Genomic DNA, 15,480 nt, shown 5'->3' with positions numbered 1-15,480 from the left:
TCTCTGAGAGCCTCTGCTGGCCGCTGCGGACGCTGGACCGTGGCGAAGCGTAGAGGCACGAGGGGACGAATCACCCGCAGCTACGCGGTCGGCTGACCCGGACAGCGCACCGGCGCGCCGTGAAATCGCACGTCCTGCCCACGCCGGGCGCCGGTCGGACGGTGGGCGCCCCAGACCCTAGGCCAGGGTTTCCAGGAAGTCGGCGCACGCGTCGGCGCAGGCGCGGCAGGAGGCCGCGGCCGATTCGGCGCCGGGGTGTCCGTCGAAGGCATGGGCGGATTCGAGGCAGACCTGGCGGCACCAGTCCACCCGGCCGCGCAGCCCCTCCTCGTCCTGCCGGCTCTCCTCGCACAGCAGCCGGCAGGTGGCGTCGCACACCTCAGCGCACATGACCCCGAGCCGCCGCACCCGCTCCTGGCGGTCGGAGCCGCCCGGATCGACCAGGCTGACCCGCACGGAGCAGGCGCGGGCACACTCCGTGCACGCCTGGGCACACCCGAAGCGGTCCTCCAGGAACCGGTAGAGCTGCTGCGGGGAAGCCTGCTGGGTCACAGGGTGCGGGTTGCCCCGAGGCTCGGGGGCAAACCCGGCCGGCTCTCCATGACAGCGGAGTCCTATTTATTTCATATGTTCGATTCATACGGTTTTGGAGGGGGTATGCCTGTCGTATGAACACCGCACCGATGCAGCTGGCCGCGCCGAGCGGCCTGATCAGCCTCGTCCTCTTCGTCGTGGCCGTCGGGGTCCTGGCCCTGCTCGCCGGCGGCTTCTGGCTGACCTCCCGCGTCAAGTCCAGCGAACCCGCTCGCCCGCGTCCCGAGGAGCAGCCGAAGCTGCCGCCGGAGGGTGCGGTGCACGAGCTCCGGGAGAACCGGGACTACCAGGAAGTCCCCAGGACACCCAAGGGCGGCCGTCCGCTCACCCCCTACGAGCTGAGCAACATGGACTCCAAGACCAGCGAGGACCAGAAGCGTCCGCGCTGGAGCAGCGGGTCCAGCGGGTCCTTCGGAGGCGGGGGGCTCGGCGCTCACTGACCATCGGCTCACACGCGGCGGGACCCCGGCGGACACGCTGTGCCGCCGGGGTCCCGCCGCGTGGACGTACGCGGGCTCAGGGGTGGTCGGGCTGCTGCGCCGGGGGCACTCCGCCGCCCTCTCCCCCGCCCTTGCCGCCCTTGTCGGTGCCCTTCGGACGGGCGCCCGCACCCCGCTCGGCCGCCTGCCGGGCCTTGAGCTCGCCGCTGTCCTGCGGGGTGGTACCTCCCTTGTCGCTGCGCCGCTGTTCGGGCTGCTGCGGATTGGACATGCGCTCTACTCCCTCCGGGTGATGCGTGCTGCGTGCCGGGTCCGGGTTCCCGCGGCGGCGGGCATGACGCACCCCGTTCACGGCCTGGTCAGCCGCTTGTGCAGGTGTTCGAGGGCGTCGAGCAGGACCGTGCGGTGGTACCAGCCCAGCCAGGCCGCGGTGTCGGCGGCGAGCAGGCCGAGGGCATCGGCCTGGACGGAGGTCGGGCGGTGCCCGGCGTCGGGCCAGTGCACGGTGATCAGGCCGGCGCAGCAGCCGGCGGAGGACAGGACCGGGACGCATTGCAGGGCCCGCGCGCCGGTCGCGAGCAGGGCGCGCCGGCTGTCCTCGGAGAGCAGCGCGTCGGCGGCCACGTCGGGGATGCTCACGCGTCGTCCGCGGGCGCGGGCGACCGCCTCGGCCGTGCCGTCGTCATGACCGCGCCCGAGGTGGTCGAGGTAGGCGTCCGAACCGCCGTACCGGGCCTCCAGGGCGAGCGCGTTGACGGCGGGGTCGACGCAGAGCACATGGCCGGCCGGCGCACGGCCGATGGCGAGCGCCTCGCGCAGTACGGCGTCGATCATCCGCCCGCGGTAGCGGGGGTCGCGTTCCGTGCGGGCGAGGACGCGCAGCGCGGGCACGGGCAGCGGGCGGCGGCCGGGGAACCAGGCCGGGCCGTCGGGCGGCCGGGCCACGACCACGGCGGAGGCGAGGACGCGCAGCGGCACGTTGAAGCGCTGGGAGGTCTCCCGCAGCACGCGGAAGGCGCCGCCGGTCTCGGGCAGCGCGTAGCGGGCCATGAGCACGCCCTGCGCCATGCCGATCACCGGGGCGGTGCGGACCCGCGCGCGCAGGGCGCGGACCTCCTGGTCCAGGTCCTGGTACGAGGGCCGCAGCGGGTCGGCCATCTGGGAGCGCCAGGCGGGCAGCTCCTCCACTCTGGCGGCGGCGCGGGCCAGTTCGCGCACCGCCTCGTCCAGGGTGGCGTACAGCTGGACGCCCTCCAGGCGGGCCAGGCGCACGGCCTCGCGGACACCCGGCCGGGCCCGGACGATGATCAGGTCGGGTCGGCCGGCGCGGACGCGCGTGGTCTGGCTGAGGGCGCGCAGCACGGCGGCGCCGCCGAGCTGGACGTGGGCCATGTCCAGGACGGGCCGCAGCCCGGCGCGGTCCGCCTGCTCCAGATGGCCGCGCAGCTCCTGTGACCAGGCGTCGGCGCCCTGCGCGTCGAGGATGCCGGACATGCGCAGCAGCAGCGCGCCCTCGGCGGGCAGGCCCTCCACCACGGAGGACTCGATCATCAGGGGGGCCGGTGCGCCCGGCCGCGGCGTGAAGGCTTTCATGGGATCACCCGGACAGCTCGGGGAGGGACCGGTACGGCCGCTTCCCGACCATGAACCTGACCTTGGACCCCCACCATGCACGGCGGACGCCCCGCTCTCAACCGGACGCGGCCGGAGGCGGACGGTGTTTCGCGCGGTGCGCGACCTCGGGCGTCAGCCGATGTAGCGGCGAGCCGGGGAGTCGCGGCGGGCCCGTTCCAGGGCGGTCAGGCGGTGTTCCAGGTCGGGGGGCACGGGGTCGCGCTGGCGCAGCACCCAGGGCAGTCCGGCGGTGGCGTGGGCGAAGGCGCGCGCGGAGGCGGTGTCGCGGGGGACGGTGCGGATCAGGTGGCCGGTGCGGCGCAGGGCGGGCAGCAGCGGGCGGCGCAGCCAGGTGAACCACAGGGTGTTGCGCAGGCCGAGGACGCGCCGGGCGGTGCTGTCGCGCAGCGGGGATGCCTGGTGGTGGACGGTCAGTTCCTCGGCGTAGGCGAGCCACCAGCCCTGGCGGATCAGGTCGCAGGCGAGCAGTTCCTCCTCCCCGCCGAGCCACAGGCCGGGGTGGAAGCCGCCGCCCGCGCGGAAGGCGGCGGTGCGCAGCACCGTGGCGGCGGCGAGGAAGGAGCCGAGAGCCGGACCGGGGAGCCAGTCGGGGCCGGACAGGGGCGAGTCGCGCAGTTCGCGCACCACCGGGTCCTCCGTGCCGTCCGGCTCCACGACGATCCGCGCGGTGACGGCCGCGAGCCGGGGGCGGGTGTCGAGCAGGTCGGCGGCGCGGGCGAGACTGCCGGGCTCCCACCAGGAGTCGTCGTCGCAGAAGGCCACGTAGGGCGTGCGGACGTGGCGGACGGCCAGGTTGCGGCCGACGGCGCCGAGGTTGCGGCCCGGCCGCAGCAGCGTCACGTCCGGGAAGCCGTGCGCGACGGCCTCGGCGGTGCCGTCGCGCGACGCGTTGTCGGTGACGATCACGCGGGGCCGCTCGGGCAGGCGCGCCAGCTCGGCGAGGGTGCGCAGCAGTTCGTCGCGGCGGTTGTGGGTGATCACGACGACGGTCGTGCGGTCGTCCCTCCGGGCGTCGCTCATCATCTGGACTCCTCCTCCCGGCCGGTCCCCGCTGGGGCGGCCTCCCCTCGTGCCTGGCGGTCCAGCAGGCGGGCCGCGGTCTCGACCCGTGGCGGGAGCCGGCGGCGGCGCGCCAGGGTGGCGGGCAGGCGGGCGAGGGTTTCCAGCAGGGCCCGGCGGGCGCCGGGATGGTCGGCCGCGGCGGCGAGGGCGAGGGCTCCGGCGGCACGCAGGGCGACGGGCCAGGGGCGGCGCAGGCAGGTGGTGAGGACGTGGTTGCGCCGGACGAGGAAGGGGCGCCCGCTGCGGCCGTGCTCCTCGGGGTGGTGGCGGGCGCGCAGGGCGGGTTCGTAGGCCACCCCCCAGCCCCGCGCGGCGAGGTCGTAGGCGAGCAGGGTCTCCTCGCCGCCGAAGAACAGCAGCGGATGGAAGCCGCCCGCCGCGAGGAACGCGTCCCGCCGCACGACACTGGCGCAGCCGAGGAAGCCGAGGACCGGGCGGCCCGGCAGATCCGGTTCGAGGGGCAGGGGCGAGGCGGCGAGTACGGCGTTGAGGGGGTCCTCGGCGGCCTCGTCGCCGACCAGGGTGCGGGCGGCGAGCAGGCCGAGCCGTGGGTACCGGTCGAGGAGGTCGGCGGCGCGGGCGAGGCTGCCGGGCTCCCACCAGGAGTCGTCGTCGCTGAAGGCCACGTAGGGCGTGCGGGCGTGCCGGACGGCCAGATTGCGGCCGAGGGCACCGGTGTTGGCGGCGGGGCGCAGCAGCCGGGTGAGCGCCGGGTGGCCGTGTACGGCCCGGCGGGTGCGCTCGTCACGGGAGTTGTCCACGACGATGACCGGCGGGCGCTCGGGCAGCGCGGCCAGGGCGTCGAGGGTACGCAGCAGGCTGGCGGGGCGGTCACGGGTGATGACGGCGACGGTGACCCGGTGGCCGCCGACCGCGGGCGGGCGCTGGACTCGGGTGGGAGCGGGCTCAGTCGGCATGGGCCACCGCCGGGCACGGGGCTCGGTCCGCCGGGCGGTCCCGGTCGCGCCGCAGCAGGGTCAGACAGGCCGCGGCGACCTCGCCGTAGCCGATGCGCAGCAGGCGGGCGTCCGGAGTGCGGCCGTGCGGGTCGCCGGGCGGGCCGGGCCGCCACAGGGCCAGGTGGCCGGGGCTCGGGGGCGGCCCCCACAGGCGGGGCGAGACCGGCCCGAACAGGGTGACGGAGCGGGTGCCGTGGGCGTACGCGAGATGGGCGAGGCCGGTGTCGCCGCAGAGCACCAGGGACGCCTCGGCCACCAGCGCGGACAGTTCGGCGAGGGGCAGGCCGCCGGACCGTACGTCCCGCTGGTGCACGCCGCCGCGCTCGGCGACCGACCGGACCAGGGCCTCCTCCCCCGGACCGCCGGTGAGCACCATCTGGTGTCCGGCGGCCCGCAGGCACCGGACGACGGCGGCGAACCGCTCGGCCGGCCAGCGGCGGGCGCCGGAGGCGGCGCCGGGGTGCACGAGGACCGCGCCTGGCGCCGGGGAGGGCGCCGCGGGCGGGGGCAGGCGCAGGTCGAGGGGGTCGGCGGGGATGCCGTAGTGCTCCAAAAAGCGGCACCAACGGTCCCGTTCGTGCGTCTGGGCGGGCCAGGGCGGGCCGTCCGGGCAGGCGTGGGCGAGCAGCCGGCGCGGGTGCAGGGCGGCGAGGGCGTCGCGACTCTCGGGGCCGTTGCCGTGCAGGTCGATCGCCACGTCGGGCGGTGGGCCCGCCCAGTGGGTGAGCGCCGGGACCGCGCGCCCCGGTGCCTCGGCCGGGAACACGGCGTCCAGCGCGCCGGTGTCCAGGGCCGGTCCGGCGAGCCCCGAGGGCTGTGCGAGCACGATCCGGTGACCGGGGAACCCCCGGCGGATGCCGCGCAGCGCGGGCACTCCGGCCAGCAGGTCACCGAGGCCCAGCGCGCGCAGCACCAGGACGGTCGGGGGGCGGGGGGTGCGGGTCACGAGGGGTCTCCTCCGGGGGTGCGGGAGCCGGTGGCGCGGCGGGCCGGTGGGCCGGGGGTCAGCCGTCCGTGGCGCCGCCCCCTTGCCGCGCGGTCGCCGGGGACGAGGCCGCCCGGCGCGCGAGGCCCGTGGTGGAGCGGCCGTCCAGGTACGGCAGCAGCAGGACCTGGCCGCCCCAGCTCTCCACCAGGGACTGTTCGGGCAGCGGGGTGCGGGCGTAGTCGCCGCCCTTGGCCCAGATGTGGGGGCGCAGGTCGGCGAGGAGGCGTTCGGGGGTGTCTTCGTCGAAGACGGCGACCGCGTCCACGCATTCCAGGGCGCGCAGCACCCGGACCCGGTCGGCGACCGGGACCAGGGGGCGGCCCGCGCCCTTGCGGCGGCGGACCGAGTCGTCGGAGTTGACGCAGACGATCAGGCAGTCGCCGGCCCGCCGGGCGGCCTGGAGGAGGGCGACATGGCCGGCGTGCAGCAGGTCGAAGCAGCCGCCCGCGGCGACGACGGTACGGCCGGCGGCCCGGACCCGCGCGGCGGTGCGCACGGCGCCGGTGGTGGCGTCGCCGCCGGGCGCGGCCGGTGCCGGCTCCTCGGGACGGTCCGGCTGCTCCGGTGCCGCCACCGCGCGGGCCCCGCCCTCGGCGACGTACCGCGTGGCCGCGTGCACGGCGGCCTGCACGGCGGCCTCGGTGAAGGCGCCGTCGGCGAGCAGTCCGGCGGCGGCCGCGGCGAAGCGGTCGCCCGCGCCGCAGGGGTCGCCGGCCGCGGCGGCCGGGGTCGGCACCAGCAGCGGGGTCTCGCCCAGGGAGAGCAGCGCGCCGCGTTCGCCGAGGGTGACGGCGACGGCCTGCACCTGCCAGGCCCGTACCAGGGCGCGGGCGTCGCGCGCGGCGGTGCGCAGTCCGGTGCCGCCGTCCGGCTCGCCCTCCCCGTCGGCGAGCCGCCGGGCGAGGACGCGGGCCTCCTGCGCGGAGGGCGTGACCAGCCGGGCGCCCGGCGCCGGGGGGCCGCCCCGCACATGGGGGTCCCACACCAGGGGCGCGGCGGTACGGCACAGCGCGTCCCGCAGGACGTCCGCGGTGCCCCGGCCGTAGTCGGCGACCAGGACGCCGGGGGCCGCCGTGATCGCGGACTCCGCCTCGCGGGTGGCCTCGCGGGCGCGCCCCTCGCCGTCGTCCAGGCGCAGCAGCGGGCGGTCACCGGCGAGCACACGGGTCTTGCTGCTCAGGCCGCCGTCCAGCGGTATCTCCACCAACTCGACGCGACCGGCGAGGAGTTCACGCAGGACGGCGCTCGCGGGGTCGGTGCCGAGGGCGGTGACGAGGGTGACCGGGCGGCCGTCGGCGGCGGCCAGGCAGGCGGCGAGGGCCGCGCCGCCGGGGCGGGAGCTGCGCCGGGTGCCGTGGACGACGGGCACGGGCGCGTCGGGGGCGAGTCGCTCGGCGTGGCCGCACAGGTCGTGGTCGAGGAGGGCGTCGCCGACCACGACCAGCGGGGTGCGCGGGGCGGTCGTAGCGGTGTGTGTCATGTCCGGTCCCTCCGCAGGCCCACCGGGCGGCCGTCCAGCAGCCGCCCCACCTCGCCGTGTGCACCGTCGGGGCGGGCAGGCTCCCGCGCCTTCGCCGCGCCCTGTGCCACGGCCCGGTCGAACGCCTCGCACAGCATGTGCACGGCGACCAGGTGGAGTTCCTGCACGGTCGCGGCCGTCGGCGCGTCGGCGCACAGGGCGTCGTCGGCGCCGAGCTGGAGCGGGTTGGGGGCCCGGCCGGTCAGGGCCCACACGGTCATGCCGAGGCGGTGGGCGCGGTCGGCGGCGGACAGCAGGTTGGCGCTGGCGCCGCTGGTGGACAGCAGCATGAGCACGTCGCCGGCGCGGCCGTGGGCGGCGGTCTGCCGGGCGAACACCTCCTGGACGCCGTAGTCGTTGGCGATGGCGGTGGTGGAGGAGGTGTCGGCGTGCAGGGCGAGGGCGGAGAACGGCGGCCGGTCGTCGCGGTAGCGGCCGACCAGTTCGGCGGTCAGGTGCTGGGCCTGGGCCGCGCTGCCGCCGTTGCCCGCGACCAGCAGCCGTGCTCCGCCGCCCAGGCGGCGGGCCAGTTCGGTGCCCCAGCGCCCGATGAGCGGCCCGCACGCGCGGAAGCTCTCCAGGGCCTTCGCGAGGTCGTCGCAGTGCGTGGTGGCGATGGCGGTGTTCATCGGACGACTCCGGAGAGCGAGGGACGCGGGCAGACGGCGCGGTAGACCCCGGCGACGCCGTCGGCCACGCGGTCCCAGGTGTAGTGGCTGAGCACGCGGCGGCGGCCCGCGGCGCCGTACCGTTCGAGGCGTTCGGGGTCGGCGAGCAGGGAGCGCACCACGGCGCCGAGGTCGTAGTCGTCGTCGGCGGGGACCAGGACGCCGGTGCCGCCGTCCACGACGGTGTCGAGCTGGCCGCCGACCGCGGTGGCGAGGACCGGGGTGGCGCAGGCCATGGCCTCCAGCGGGACGATGCCGAAGGGCTCGTAGCGGGGCAGGGAGAGCACGAGGTCGGCGCCGGCCATCAGCCGGGGCATCCGGCTCCTGCCGACCCCGCCGAGCAGGGTGACGCGGTCGGCCACGCCGTACTCGCCGGCCAGCGCGCGCAGCCGCCGGGCCTCGGGGTCCCCGGCCAGCAGTTCGGCCTCCGGGCCGCCGGCGATGAGGAGTTCGGCGTCGGGGACGCCGGCCAGGGCGCGGATGGCGCGGTCGAAGCCCTTGCGGGGCACGAGCCGGCCGACGGCGAGCAGCCGCCGGCGGGCCCCGGCCGGACGGGTGCCGGGCAGCGGGGCGAACTGGTCGGGGTCGACCCCGCAGGGCACCACGCTGAACCGGTCCTCGGGCAGTCCCATGGCCTTCAGTTCGGCGACCTCGTCGCTGCACGTGGCGATGATCCGGGCGCACTCGTGGCCGATGGCCTCCTCGACGGCGAGGCGCTGCGGCGGGCTGGTGTCGGCGGCGCCCTGGTAGCGCTGCTTGACGGTGCCGAGGGCGTGGTAGGTCTGCACGACCGGGATGCCGAGGCCGCGGGCGCCGCACAGGGCGGCCAGGCCCGACATCCAGAAGTGGGAGTGCACCACGTCGGGCGGGTTCGCCGCCCACTGCCCGGCCAGGAACTGCCCGAACTCCACCATGTGCGGCAGGAGTTCGTCCTTGGGCACGGGGGCGGCCGGCCCGGCGGGCACATGCACCACCTGGACGCCGTCGATGAGGGTCATCTGGTCCGGCAGGCCGGTCGAGTCCCGCCGGGTGTAGACGGTGACCCGGTAGCCCTTCTTGGCGAGTTGCCGGGCGACCTGGGCCACGTACACGTTCTGGCCGCCCGCGTCCGGTCCGCCGAGCGCGGCCAGCGGGCTGGCGTGCTCGGAGACCATGGCGACGCGCCCGGCCGTGTGCGGAGTACGGCTCATCGGGTGACCTCCTTGATCAGGCGCTCCCAGTCGTCCAGGAAGCGCCGCTCTCCGTACCGGGCCCGGACCGCCTCCCGTGCCGCGTCGCCGGTGCGGCGCGCGTGCTCGGGGTCGGCGAGGAATGCCTGGACGGCGTCCTCCAGGACGTCGAGGCGGTTGGAGACCACCCCGGCGCCGTCGGGTACGGCTTCGCGGACCTCGGTGGTGTCCAGGGCGACCACCGGCATGCCGAGGAACATGGCCTCCAGCAGGGACAGTCCGAGCGAGGTCCAGCGCACGGGGTGCAGGTACAGGCGGCACCGGGCCATCGCGCGGTGGAGTTCGCGCTGGGGCAGGTCGCGGGTGCGGACGCGGTCGGGCGGCAGTCCGAGGTGGCCGGCGAGGCCCTCGGTGCGCATCCCGAAGACGTCCAGGGGGGCGCGGCGGGCGAACCGGGGCAGCAGGTCGGTGCCGGTCGTACGGCCCCTGCGCACGGGCTCGTTGACGACGACGGCGGCTCGCCGCTCGGTGCCGGTCCACTGCCGGCCGGGGTCGATGATGCCGTGCTCGACGACCTCGGTGGGCGCCCGGCCGTTGTCCCACATCAGCCGGTTGAAGTGGGTGACATGGACGACGGGGATCGCCGACTGGTCGGCCAGCGGGTGGAGTTGGCGCTCCGGAGAGGCGTCGGGGCTGTTGTGCTCGACGTACACGGCGGGCACGTCCCGGCCGGGCCGGCGGCCGGTCCAGCGCAGCGCGAGCTCGGGCTCGTGCGGGCGTTGCAGGACCATCAAGTCGATCGCGTCCGTGCGGAGTTGGTCGGGGGCGCGCTCCAGGACGGAGGGTGGCCAGTCCCAGGTGACGGCGCGGCCGAGGCCGTCGGGGCCGCGGTCGCCGGTCACCGGGACCAGGTAGGTGTGGGGGCCCTGCACGAAGGTGGTGAGCCACGATCCGTGCACGTGCCAGACGAGGATGTTCATGCGTGCCCCTCCTGGATGAGCTTGTGCACCGCGCCGACCACGTCCTGTCCGGTGACCTCGTCCAGACAGGGGTGGCCGGGTACCGGGCAGTGGAGGGCCCGGCTGTTCGCGCAGGGGGCGGACTGGTCGCCGAGCAGGATGACGGGAACGCCGTAGGGGACCCAGCGTTCGGCGGGGACCACGGGGGCGAACAGGGAGACGACGGGGGTGCCGACGGCCGCGGCGAGGTGGGCGGGGCCGGTGTTGGCGCTGACGACCGCGTCGGCCGTGCGCAGCACTCCGGCGAGGGTGCGCGGTCCGGTGCGGCCGCCGAGGTCCACGGCCGTCGCGCCGCTCACGTACCGGGTGAGCGCCTTCTCGTGCGGGCCGCCGGTGACGACGACGCGGTGGCCGGCGTCGGCGAGCAGGGTCACCGCCTCGGCGCAGCGGCGCGGGCTCCAGGCGCGGGCGGGCGCGCTGGCACCGGGGTGCAGGACGACGTAGGGGCCGTTGCCGGTCAGGTCGCCGGTGTCGGGGGGTGGCAGGACGCGCAGCCGGCCGTCGTCGCCGGGCGGCAGCGTGAGGCCGAGGGCGGCGGCCGTGTCGAGGGCGGCCTCGGCCTCGTGGCGGCCGGGCAGGCGGCGGTGGCGGACGTCGAGCAGCCGGCCGGGGTGGTCGGTGCTGTCGGCGCCGATGCGGCCGATCCCGGCGAGGCGCAGCAGCAGCGCGGCGGGCAGCGGGCTCTGGTGGAAGGAGGTGAGGATCAGGGCGGTGTCGTACGCCCCCGCGCGCAGCCGGTCGATCAGGGCGCCGATGTCCGCCGGGTCCACGGGCGGTGGTTCGAAGCCCTCCCAGGGCGCCTCCCAGACGAGGACGTCCGCGACCGAGGGCAGCATGCGGGCGGCGTCGGCGCCGCGCGGGCCGCACAGCATGGTCACGGAGTCGTGGTGGGCGGCGACGGCGCGCACGGCGGGGCCGGCGAGCAGCACGTCGCCGAAGCTGTCGAGCCGGACCACGAGTGCCTTCATCGCGGGCACCTCCCCGTGCCCGTGCCGAGGGCGTCGCGGACGGCGGTGAGCACGTCGGGGGCGCTGTGCCGGGCGAAGCGCCGTACCTCGGCCAGGGCGGTGGCGTCGTTGGGCACCAGGACGCCGTGCGCGCCCGCGGCCCGCGCGGCCAGGACGTCGGCCGCGATGTCGCCGACGACGAGGCAGGCCGCGGACGGCACGCCGAGGCGTGCGGCGGCGGCGAGGACGAGTCCGGGGCGGGGCTTGCGGCAGGGGCAGCCGGCGTCCGGGGCGTGCGGGCAGTGCAGCCAGGCGTCGAGGCCGCCCAGCAGTTCGTCGGCGCGCTTGTCGACGCGGGCGACGTCCTCGGTGGTGAGCAGCCCGCGGCCGATGCCGGACTGGTTGCTGACCACGGCCGTCGCCAGCCCGGCGGACCGCGCGAGGGCCACGGCCTCGGCCGCGCCGGGCAGCAGCCGGACCCGGTCGGGGTCGCCGTTGTAGGGCACGTCGGCCACGAGGGTGCCGTCCCGGTCGAACAGCACGGCGCGCGGCGCGCTCACGCGGCGCCTCCCGCGGGCCGGGCGTCCAGCGGCCGGACGTGCCGGTGGCGGACGGTGCCGGACAGCCAGTGGCGGACGGCGAGCGGCGGGATGAGGACGCTGGTGCCGAGCATCCCGGCGATCTCGCGGGCGGTGCACGGGCCGGGCAGGATGCGGGCGAGCGCGAACTCGGCGGTGCCCAGGCCCCACAGGGCGGCGCCCAGGGCGGCGGCGCGGCGGCGGCCGACCAGGGCGCAGCCGGCCCCGGCGAGCGCGGCGCCGGTGACCAGCAGGTGCCGGGGCAGCCGGCCGCGGGGTGCCCGCGCGCGGGCCCACCAGTCGCGGCCGTGCAGCCGGCTCATCAGCGCGTCGTCGGCGTTGCCGCGCTGCGCGGGCAGCGAGGCCCACCAGTGGGCCGGGCGGACCGGGTGCCGGGTGACGCGATGGCCGCGGACGAGGAACCAGCCCGCCCGCCGGACGCGCAGGGCGAGGTCGGCGTCCTCGCGGAAGGCGCGCGGGAAGCGTTCGTCGAAGCCGTCGACGCGGGCCAGCGCGGCGGTGCGGTACGCCATGTCGGCGGTGGCCCAGGCGGCGGTCTCCAGGCCCTTGGTGGTGCGCTCCCAGTCGGTGGGCCTGCGGTCCTCGGGCAGCGGGACCCGCAGCCGGCCCTGGACGCCGCCGATGCCCTCGCCCGCCTGCCGCAGGTCGTCGGCGAGTTGCCGGGACCAGTCGGGCAGCACCTGGACGTCGTCGTCCAGGAAGACGGTCCAGGGGGTCTCGACGGTGCGCCAGCCGGCGTTGCGGGCGGCGGCCGGGCCCTTGCCGCCGGTGCGCAGGATGCGAATGCGGTCGAGCAGCACTCCGGCGGCGGACAGGGGCAGTTCGCCCTCGGTGCCGGGCCGGTCGTCCACGACGATCACCTCGTGCGGCACGTGTCCCTCCGCCGCGGCGAGGGCGCGCAGGCACTCGGCGAGGCAGGGGCGGCCGATCGTCGGCAGGACCACGGTGTAGGCGGGCGCGGCGCTCATGCGAAGGCCTTTCCGCGGCGCACGGCGAACGGGCCGAGCACCAGCAGGTCCACGGGGGCGGAGCCGAAGCACTCCAGGGCGTCGCGCGGGTCGTCCACCATGGGGCGGCCCGCCGTGTTCAGGCTGGTGTTGACGACGACGGGCAGCCCGGTGCGCCGTTCGAAGCCGTCGATCACCCGCGCCATCAGGGGCTCCTGGGCACGGTCGACGGTCTGGATGCGGGCGGTGCCGTCGACGTGTACGACGGCGGGGATGCGGGCCCGCCAGTCGGCGGCCACGTCGTGCACGAACAGCATGTGCGGGCTGGGCAGCGGCCCGTCGAAGATCTCGGCGGCGCGTTCGGCGAGCACCATGGGGGCGACGGGCCGGAACTCCTCGCGGCCCTTGACCGCGTTGAGCCGCTCCACGTTCTGGGCCCGGCCGGGGTGGGCGAGCAGGGAGCGGTGGCCGAGCGCGCGCGGCCCGTACTCGGCGCGGCCCTGGAACCAGGCCACGATCTGATCCGCGGCGAGCGCCTCGGCGGCCGTCTCGGCGATGTCGGCGGGTTCCTCGTACGGCACGGCGGCCCGCTCCAGCCAGGCGCGCAGTTCGGCGTCGCTCCAGTCCCGGCCGAGGGCGGCCGTCGGCATCGGCTCGACGGTGTCCTTCATGCCGGCGATGTGCGCGGCCGCGCCGAGCGCGGTACCGGCGTCTCCGGCGGCGGGCTGCACCCACACGTGCGTGAAGCCGCTCTCGCGCCAGAGCCTGGTGTTGGCGACGCAGTTGAGGGCGACCCCGCCGGCCATGGTGAGCGCGTCCTCCCCGGTGCGTTCGCGCAGCCACCGGGCGATGGCCACCATGGTCTCCTCCAGGCAGAGTTGGGCGCTGGCCGCGAGGTCGGCGTGGTCCTGGCTCCAGGCGCCGCCGGCCGGGCGCGGCGGGACCAGCTCGGCCCAGGGCACCGGGCGGGCCCGGAAGCCGCCTTCGCCGTCGACGTGGACGTACTCCCGGAGCCGGTCGGCGAAGCGGGGGCTGCCGTAGGAGGCGAGGGCCATCACCTTGAACTCGTCGCTGCTGCGCAGGAATCCGAGGTGCTGGGTGAGGTCCTCGTAGAACAGGCCGAGGGAGTCGGGCAGTTGCTGGGTGCCGAGGACGGTGAGTTCCCGGTTGGTGTAGCGGCCGGCCAGGTGGGAGCCGCATTCGCCGCGGCCGTCCAGGACGAGGACGGCGCAGTCCGGGTACGGCGAGACGGGTCCGGCGGAGGCGGCGTGCGCGATGTGGTGCGGGACGAACCTGACCTTGGCGGGGTCCAGTCCGGGCAGCGCCTCGGCGAGGAACTCCGGTGCCCGGCGCGCGTATTCCTGCCGCAGATGGTCCCAGGGGTCGTGCAGGCCCAGCCGGTCCGCGGGGCGGGCCAGCGACGGGTCGTAGGAATAGGCGACGGCGTCCAGGTCGGCCGGGGTGAGTCCGGCGCGGTCGAGGCACCAGCGGGCCGCGCGCTCGGGCAGCTCCCAGGCGGAGAAGGGCAGGGGCCGCTTGCCGTGCTTGCGGCGCGAGAACCGCTCCTCCTCGGCGGCCGCCACGACCCTGCCGTCGGTGAGCAGGGCGGCCGCGGGGTCGTGGAAGAGTGCGTTGATTCCGAGGACGTGCATGCGCTGCCTCCCAGGGCGGCGGGGGGACGCTCAGGTCTGCGGGGCCGGCTGCGGTGTGCCGCTCGTGCTCGGCACCGGCTGCGGGAGCCGGGCCGCGAAGTAGGCGATGGTCTGCTTCAGGCCCTCCTCCCAGGGGATCTGCGGCGACCAGCCGAGCAGTTCGCGGGCGAGGGTGGTGTCGGGGCGGCGGCGGCCGGGATCGTCCACGGGCCGGTCGACGAAGGCGATGGGCGAGCGGGAGCCGGTGAGGGCGACGATGCGGCGGGCCAGTTCGGCGACGGTGATCTCGTCGCTGCCGCCGATGTTCACCGGCCGCACGGACTTGCTCCTGGCGACCCGCAGCACGCCGTCGACGGTGTCGTCCACGTAGCACAGCGAGCGGGTCTGGCTGCCGTCGCCGGTCACGGTGACCGGCTCCCCCGCCAGCGCCTGGCAGATGAAGGTGGGTACGGCACGGCCGTCGTGGGCGCGCATCCGGGGCCCGTAGCTGTTGAACAACCGGACGATCCCGGCGTCGGCGCCGCGGGTGCCGGCGTGCGCGGTGACCAGGGCCTCGGCGAACCGCTTGGACTCGTCGTACACGCTGCGCGGGCCGATCGGGTTGACGTTGCCCCAGTACCCCTCGTGCTGGGGGTGCACCTGCGGGTCGCCGTACACCTCGGAGGTGGAGGCCAGCAGGAAGCGGGCGTCGTCGCGTTCGGCGAGGCCGAGGGCGTTGCGGGTGCCGAGGCTGCCCACGTCCAGGGTCTCCAGGGGCATGCGCAGGTAGTCGGCGGGCGAGGCCGGGCAGGCGAAGTGCAGGACCAGGTCGTACGGGCCCGGCAGCCGCTCGGCGCATTCGGGTTCGGAGACGTCGCAGTACACGTACCGGAAGCCGGGCCGGTCCTCCAGATGGGCGACGTTCTCCCGGCGGCCGCAGGCCAGGTTGTCGGCGCAGTCGACTTCGACGCCCGAATCCAGCAGCCGCTCGCACAGATGGGACCCGAGGAAGCCGGCGCCGCCGGTCACGAGGGCGCGCCGCCAGGGAAAGGGTGTGTCACCGGTCATGGGCTTTCCTTTGTCGTCCTGCGTCCGGAAACGTCGTGGATACGGCGCGGATGCGTCGTGGATACGGCGCGTGGATACGGCGCTGTGGTGCGCATCGGGTCGTCCGTGTCGGCTCGTCGATGCGGTCCGCGTCCCGTGGACGCTCCCGCGCGGCGTGCGGCGCACGCCCTGCCACCGGCCGGGCAGCGCCGGCCCGCGGTGCGGGGAGAGGACAGGGCCGGTGCCCCGCGTCCTC

16 protein-coding genes are annotated in these 15,480 nt (G+C 76.5%); 1 reads left to right on the top strand and 15 read right to left on the bottom strand.

The window, feature by feature from the left end; translation table 11 throughout:
• Positions 1–177: 177 nt before the first annotated feature.
• Positions 178–552 (bottom strand): four-helix bundle copper-binding protein, encoded by a 375-nt coding sequence (locus ACZ7EC_RS11270; protein ID WP_471060903.1) that lies wholly within the window; start codon positions 550–552, stop codon positions 178–180.
• A gap of 116 nt (positions 553–668) precedes the next feature.
• Here ACZ7EC_RS11270 and ACZ7EC_RS11265 point away from each other — a divergent pair, with 116 nt between their 5' ends.
• On the top strand, positions 669–1,034 hold the full coding sequence (locus tag ACZ7EC_RS11265) for a DUF6479 family protein (RefSeq protein ID WP_471060900.1): 366 nt from the start codon (positions 669–671) through the stop codon (positions 1,032–1,034).
• A gap of 76 nt (positions 1,035–1,110) precedes the next feature.
• Here the strand turns inward: ACZ7EC_RS11265 and ACZ7EC_RS11260 are convergent, their stop codons facing one another.
• The 14 genes from ACZ7EC_RS11260 to ACZ7EC_RS11195 all read right to left on the bottom strand — a co-directional run bounded on the left by ACZ7EC_RS11260 (position 1,111) and on the right by ACZ7EC_RS11195 (position 15,245).
• Positions 1,111–1,305, bottom strand: coding sequence for a hypothetical protein (locus tag ACZ7EC_RS11260; RefSeq protein ID WP_471060897.1), 195 nt, complete (start codon positions 1,303–1,305; stop codon positions 1,111–1,113).
• A 77-nt stretch (positions 1,306–1,382) separates the two neighbouring features.
• Positions 1,383–2,627 carry an ANTAR domain-containing protein gene (locus tag ACZ7EC_RS11255; protein ID WP_471060894.1) on the bottom strand — a complete coding sequence of 415 codons (1,245 nt, stop codon included), beginning with the start codon at positions 2,625–2,627 and terminating at the stop codon, positions 1,383–1,385.
• A 153-nt stretch (positions 2,628–2,780) separates the two neighbouring features.
• A complete protein-coding gene (locus ACZ7EC_RS11250) occupies positions 2,781–3,689 on the bottom strand; it encodes a glycosyltransferase family 2 protein (RefSeq protein WP_471060892.1) in 909 nt (302 codons plus the stop codon).
• The gene (locus tag ACZ7EC_RS11245) at positions 3,689–4,648 is read right to left on the bottom strand and encodes a glycosyltransferase family 2 protein (RefSeq protein WP_471060889.1); all 960 of its coding nucleotides are present in this window, start codon (positions 4,646–4,648) and stop codon (positions 3,689–3,691) included. Before ACZ7EC_RS11245 ends, ACZ7EC_RS11250 begins: the two co-directional genes overlap by 1 nt.
• Positions 4,638–5,636 (bottom strand): glycosyltransferase family 9 protein, encoded by a 999-nt coding sequence (locus ACZ7EC_RS11240; protein WP_471060886.1) that lies wholly within the window; start codon positions 5,634–5,636, stop codon positions 4,638–4,640. Before ACZ7EC_RS11240 ends, ACZ7EC_RS11245 begins: the two co-directional genes overlap by 11 nt.
• Positions 5,637–5,694: 58 nt before the next feature.
• Positions 5,695–7,158 carry a PfkB family carbohydrate kinase gene (locus ACZ7EC_RS11235; RefSeq protein ID WP_471060883.1) on the bottom strand — a complete coding sequence of 488 codons (1,464 nt, stop codon included), beginning with the start codon at positions 7,156–7,158 and terminating at the stop codon, positions 5,695–5,697.
• Positions 7,155–7,826, bottom strand: a complete 672-nt coding sequence (locus tag ACZ7EC_RS11230; RefSeq protein ID WP_471060881.1) for a D-sedoheptulose-7-phosphate isomerase — start codon at positions 7,824–7,826, stop codon at positions 7,155–7,157. Before ACZ7EC_RS11230 ends, ACZ7EC_RS11235 begins: the two co-directional genes overlap by 4 nt.
• Positions 7,823–9,055 (bottom strand): glycosyltransferase, encoded by a 1,233-nt coding sequence (locus tag ACZ7EC_RS11225; protein ID WP_471060878.1) that lies wholly within the window; start codon positions 9,053–9,055, stop codon positions 7,823–7,825. The genes ACZ7EC_RS11230 and ACZ7EC_RS11225 overlap by 4 nt, the downstream gene beginning before the upstream one ends.
• Positions 9,052–10,014: a glycosyltransferase gene (locus ACZ7EC_RS11220; RefSeq protein ID WP_471060876.1), complete on the bottom strand. Its 963-nt coding sequence runs from the start codon at positions 10,012–10,014 to the stop codon at positions 9,052–9,054. The genes ACZ7EC_RS11225 and ACZ7EC_RS11220 overlap by 4 nt, the downstream gene beginning before the upstream one ends.
• Positions 10,011–11,021, bottom strand: coding sequence for a glycosyltransferase family 9 protein (locus tag ACZ7EC_RS11215; protein ID WP_471060873.1), 1,011 nt, complete (start codon positions 11,019–11,021; stop codon positions 10,011–10,013). Before ACZ7EC_RS11215 ends, ACZ7EC_RS11220 begins: the two co-directional genes overlap by 4 nt.
• Complete coding sequence (locus ACZ7EC_RS11210; protein ID WP_471060871.1) at positions 11,018–11,560, bottom strand: D-glycero-alpha-D-manno-heptose-1,7-bisphosphate 7-phosphatase; 543 nt, start codon at positions 11,558–11,560, stop codon at positions 11,018–11,020. The genes ACZ7EC_RS11215 and ACZ7EC_RS11210 overlap by 4 nt, the downstream gene beginning before the upstream one ends.
• Positions 11,557–12,567, bottom strand: a complete 1,011-nt coding sequence (locus ACZ7EC_RS11205) for a glycosyltransferase family 2 protein (RefSeq protein ID WP_471060868.1) — start codon at positions 12,565–12,567, stop codon at positions 11,557–11,559. The genes ACZ7EC_RS11210 and ACZ7EC_RS11205 overlap by 4 nt, the downstream gene beginning before the upstream one ends.
• Positions 12,564–14,198 (bottom strand): carbamoyltransferase family protein, encoded by a 1,635-nt coding sequence (locus tag ACZ7EC_RS11200; RefSeq protein ID WP_471060865.1) that lies wholly within the window; start codon positions 14,196–14,198, stop codon positions 12,564–12,566. The genes ACZ7EC_RS11205 and ACZ7EC_RS11200 overlap by 4 nt, the downstream gene beginning before the upstream one ends.
• 30 nt (positions 14,199–14,228) lie before the next feature.
• Complete coding sequence (locus tag ACZ7EC_RS11195; RefSeq protein WP_471060862.1) at positions 14,229–15,245, bottom strand: NAD-dependent epimerase/dehydratase family protein; 1,017 nt, start codon at positions 15,243–15,245, stop codon at positions 14,229–14,231.
• Between the last annotated feature and the right edge of the window lie 235 nt (positions 15,246–15,480).

Source organism: Streptomyces sp. NPDC037203 (assembly GCF_055605065.1).
The sequence above is the reverse complement of the archived record's forward strand: the minus strand, read 5'-3'. Positions and strand labels throughout refer to the sequence as shown.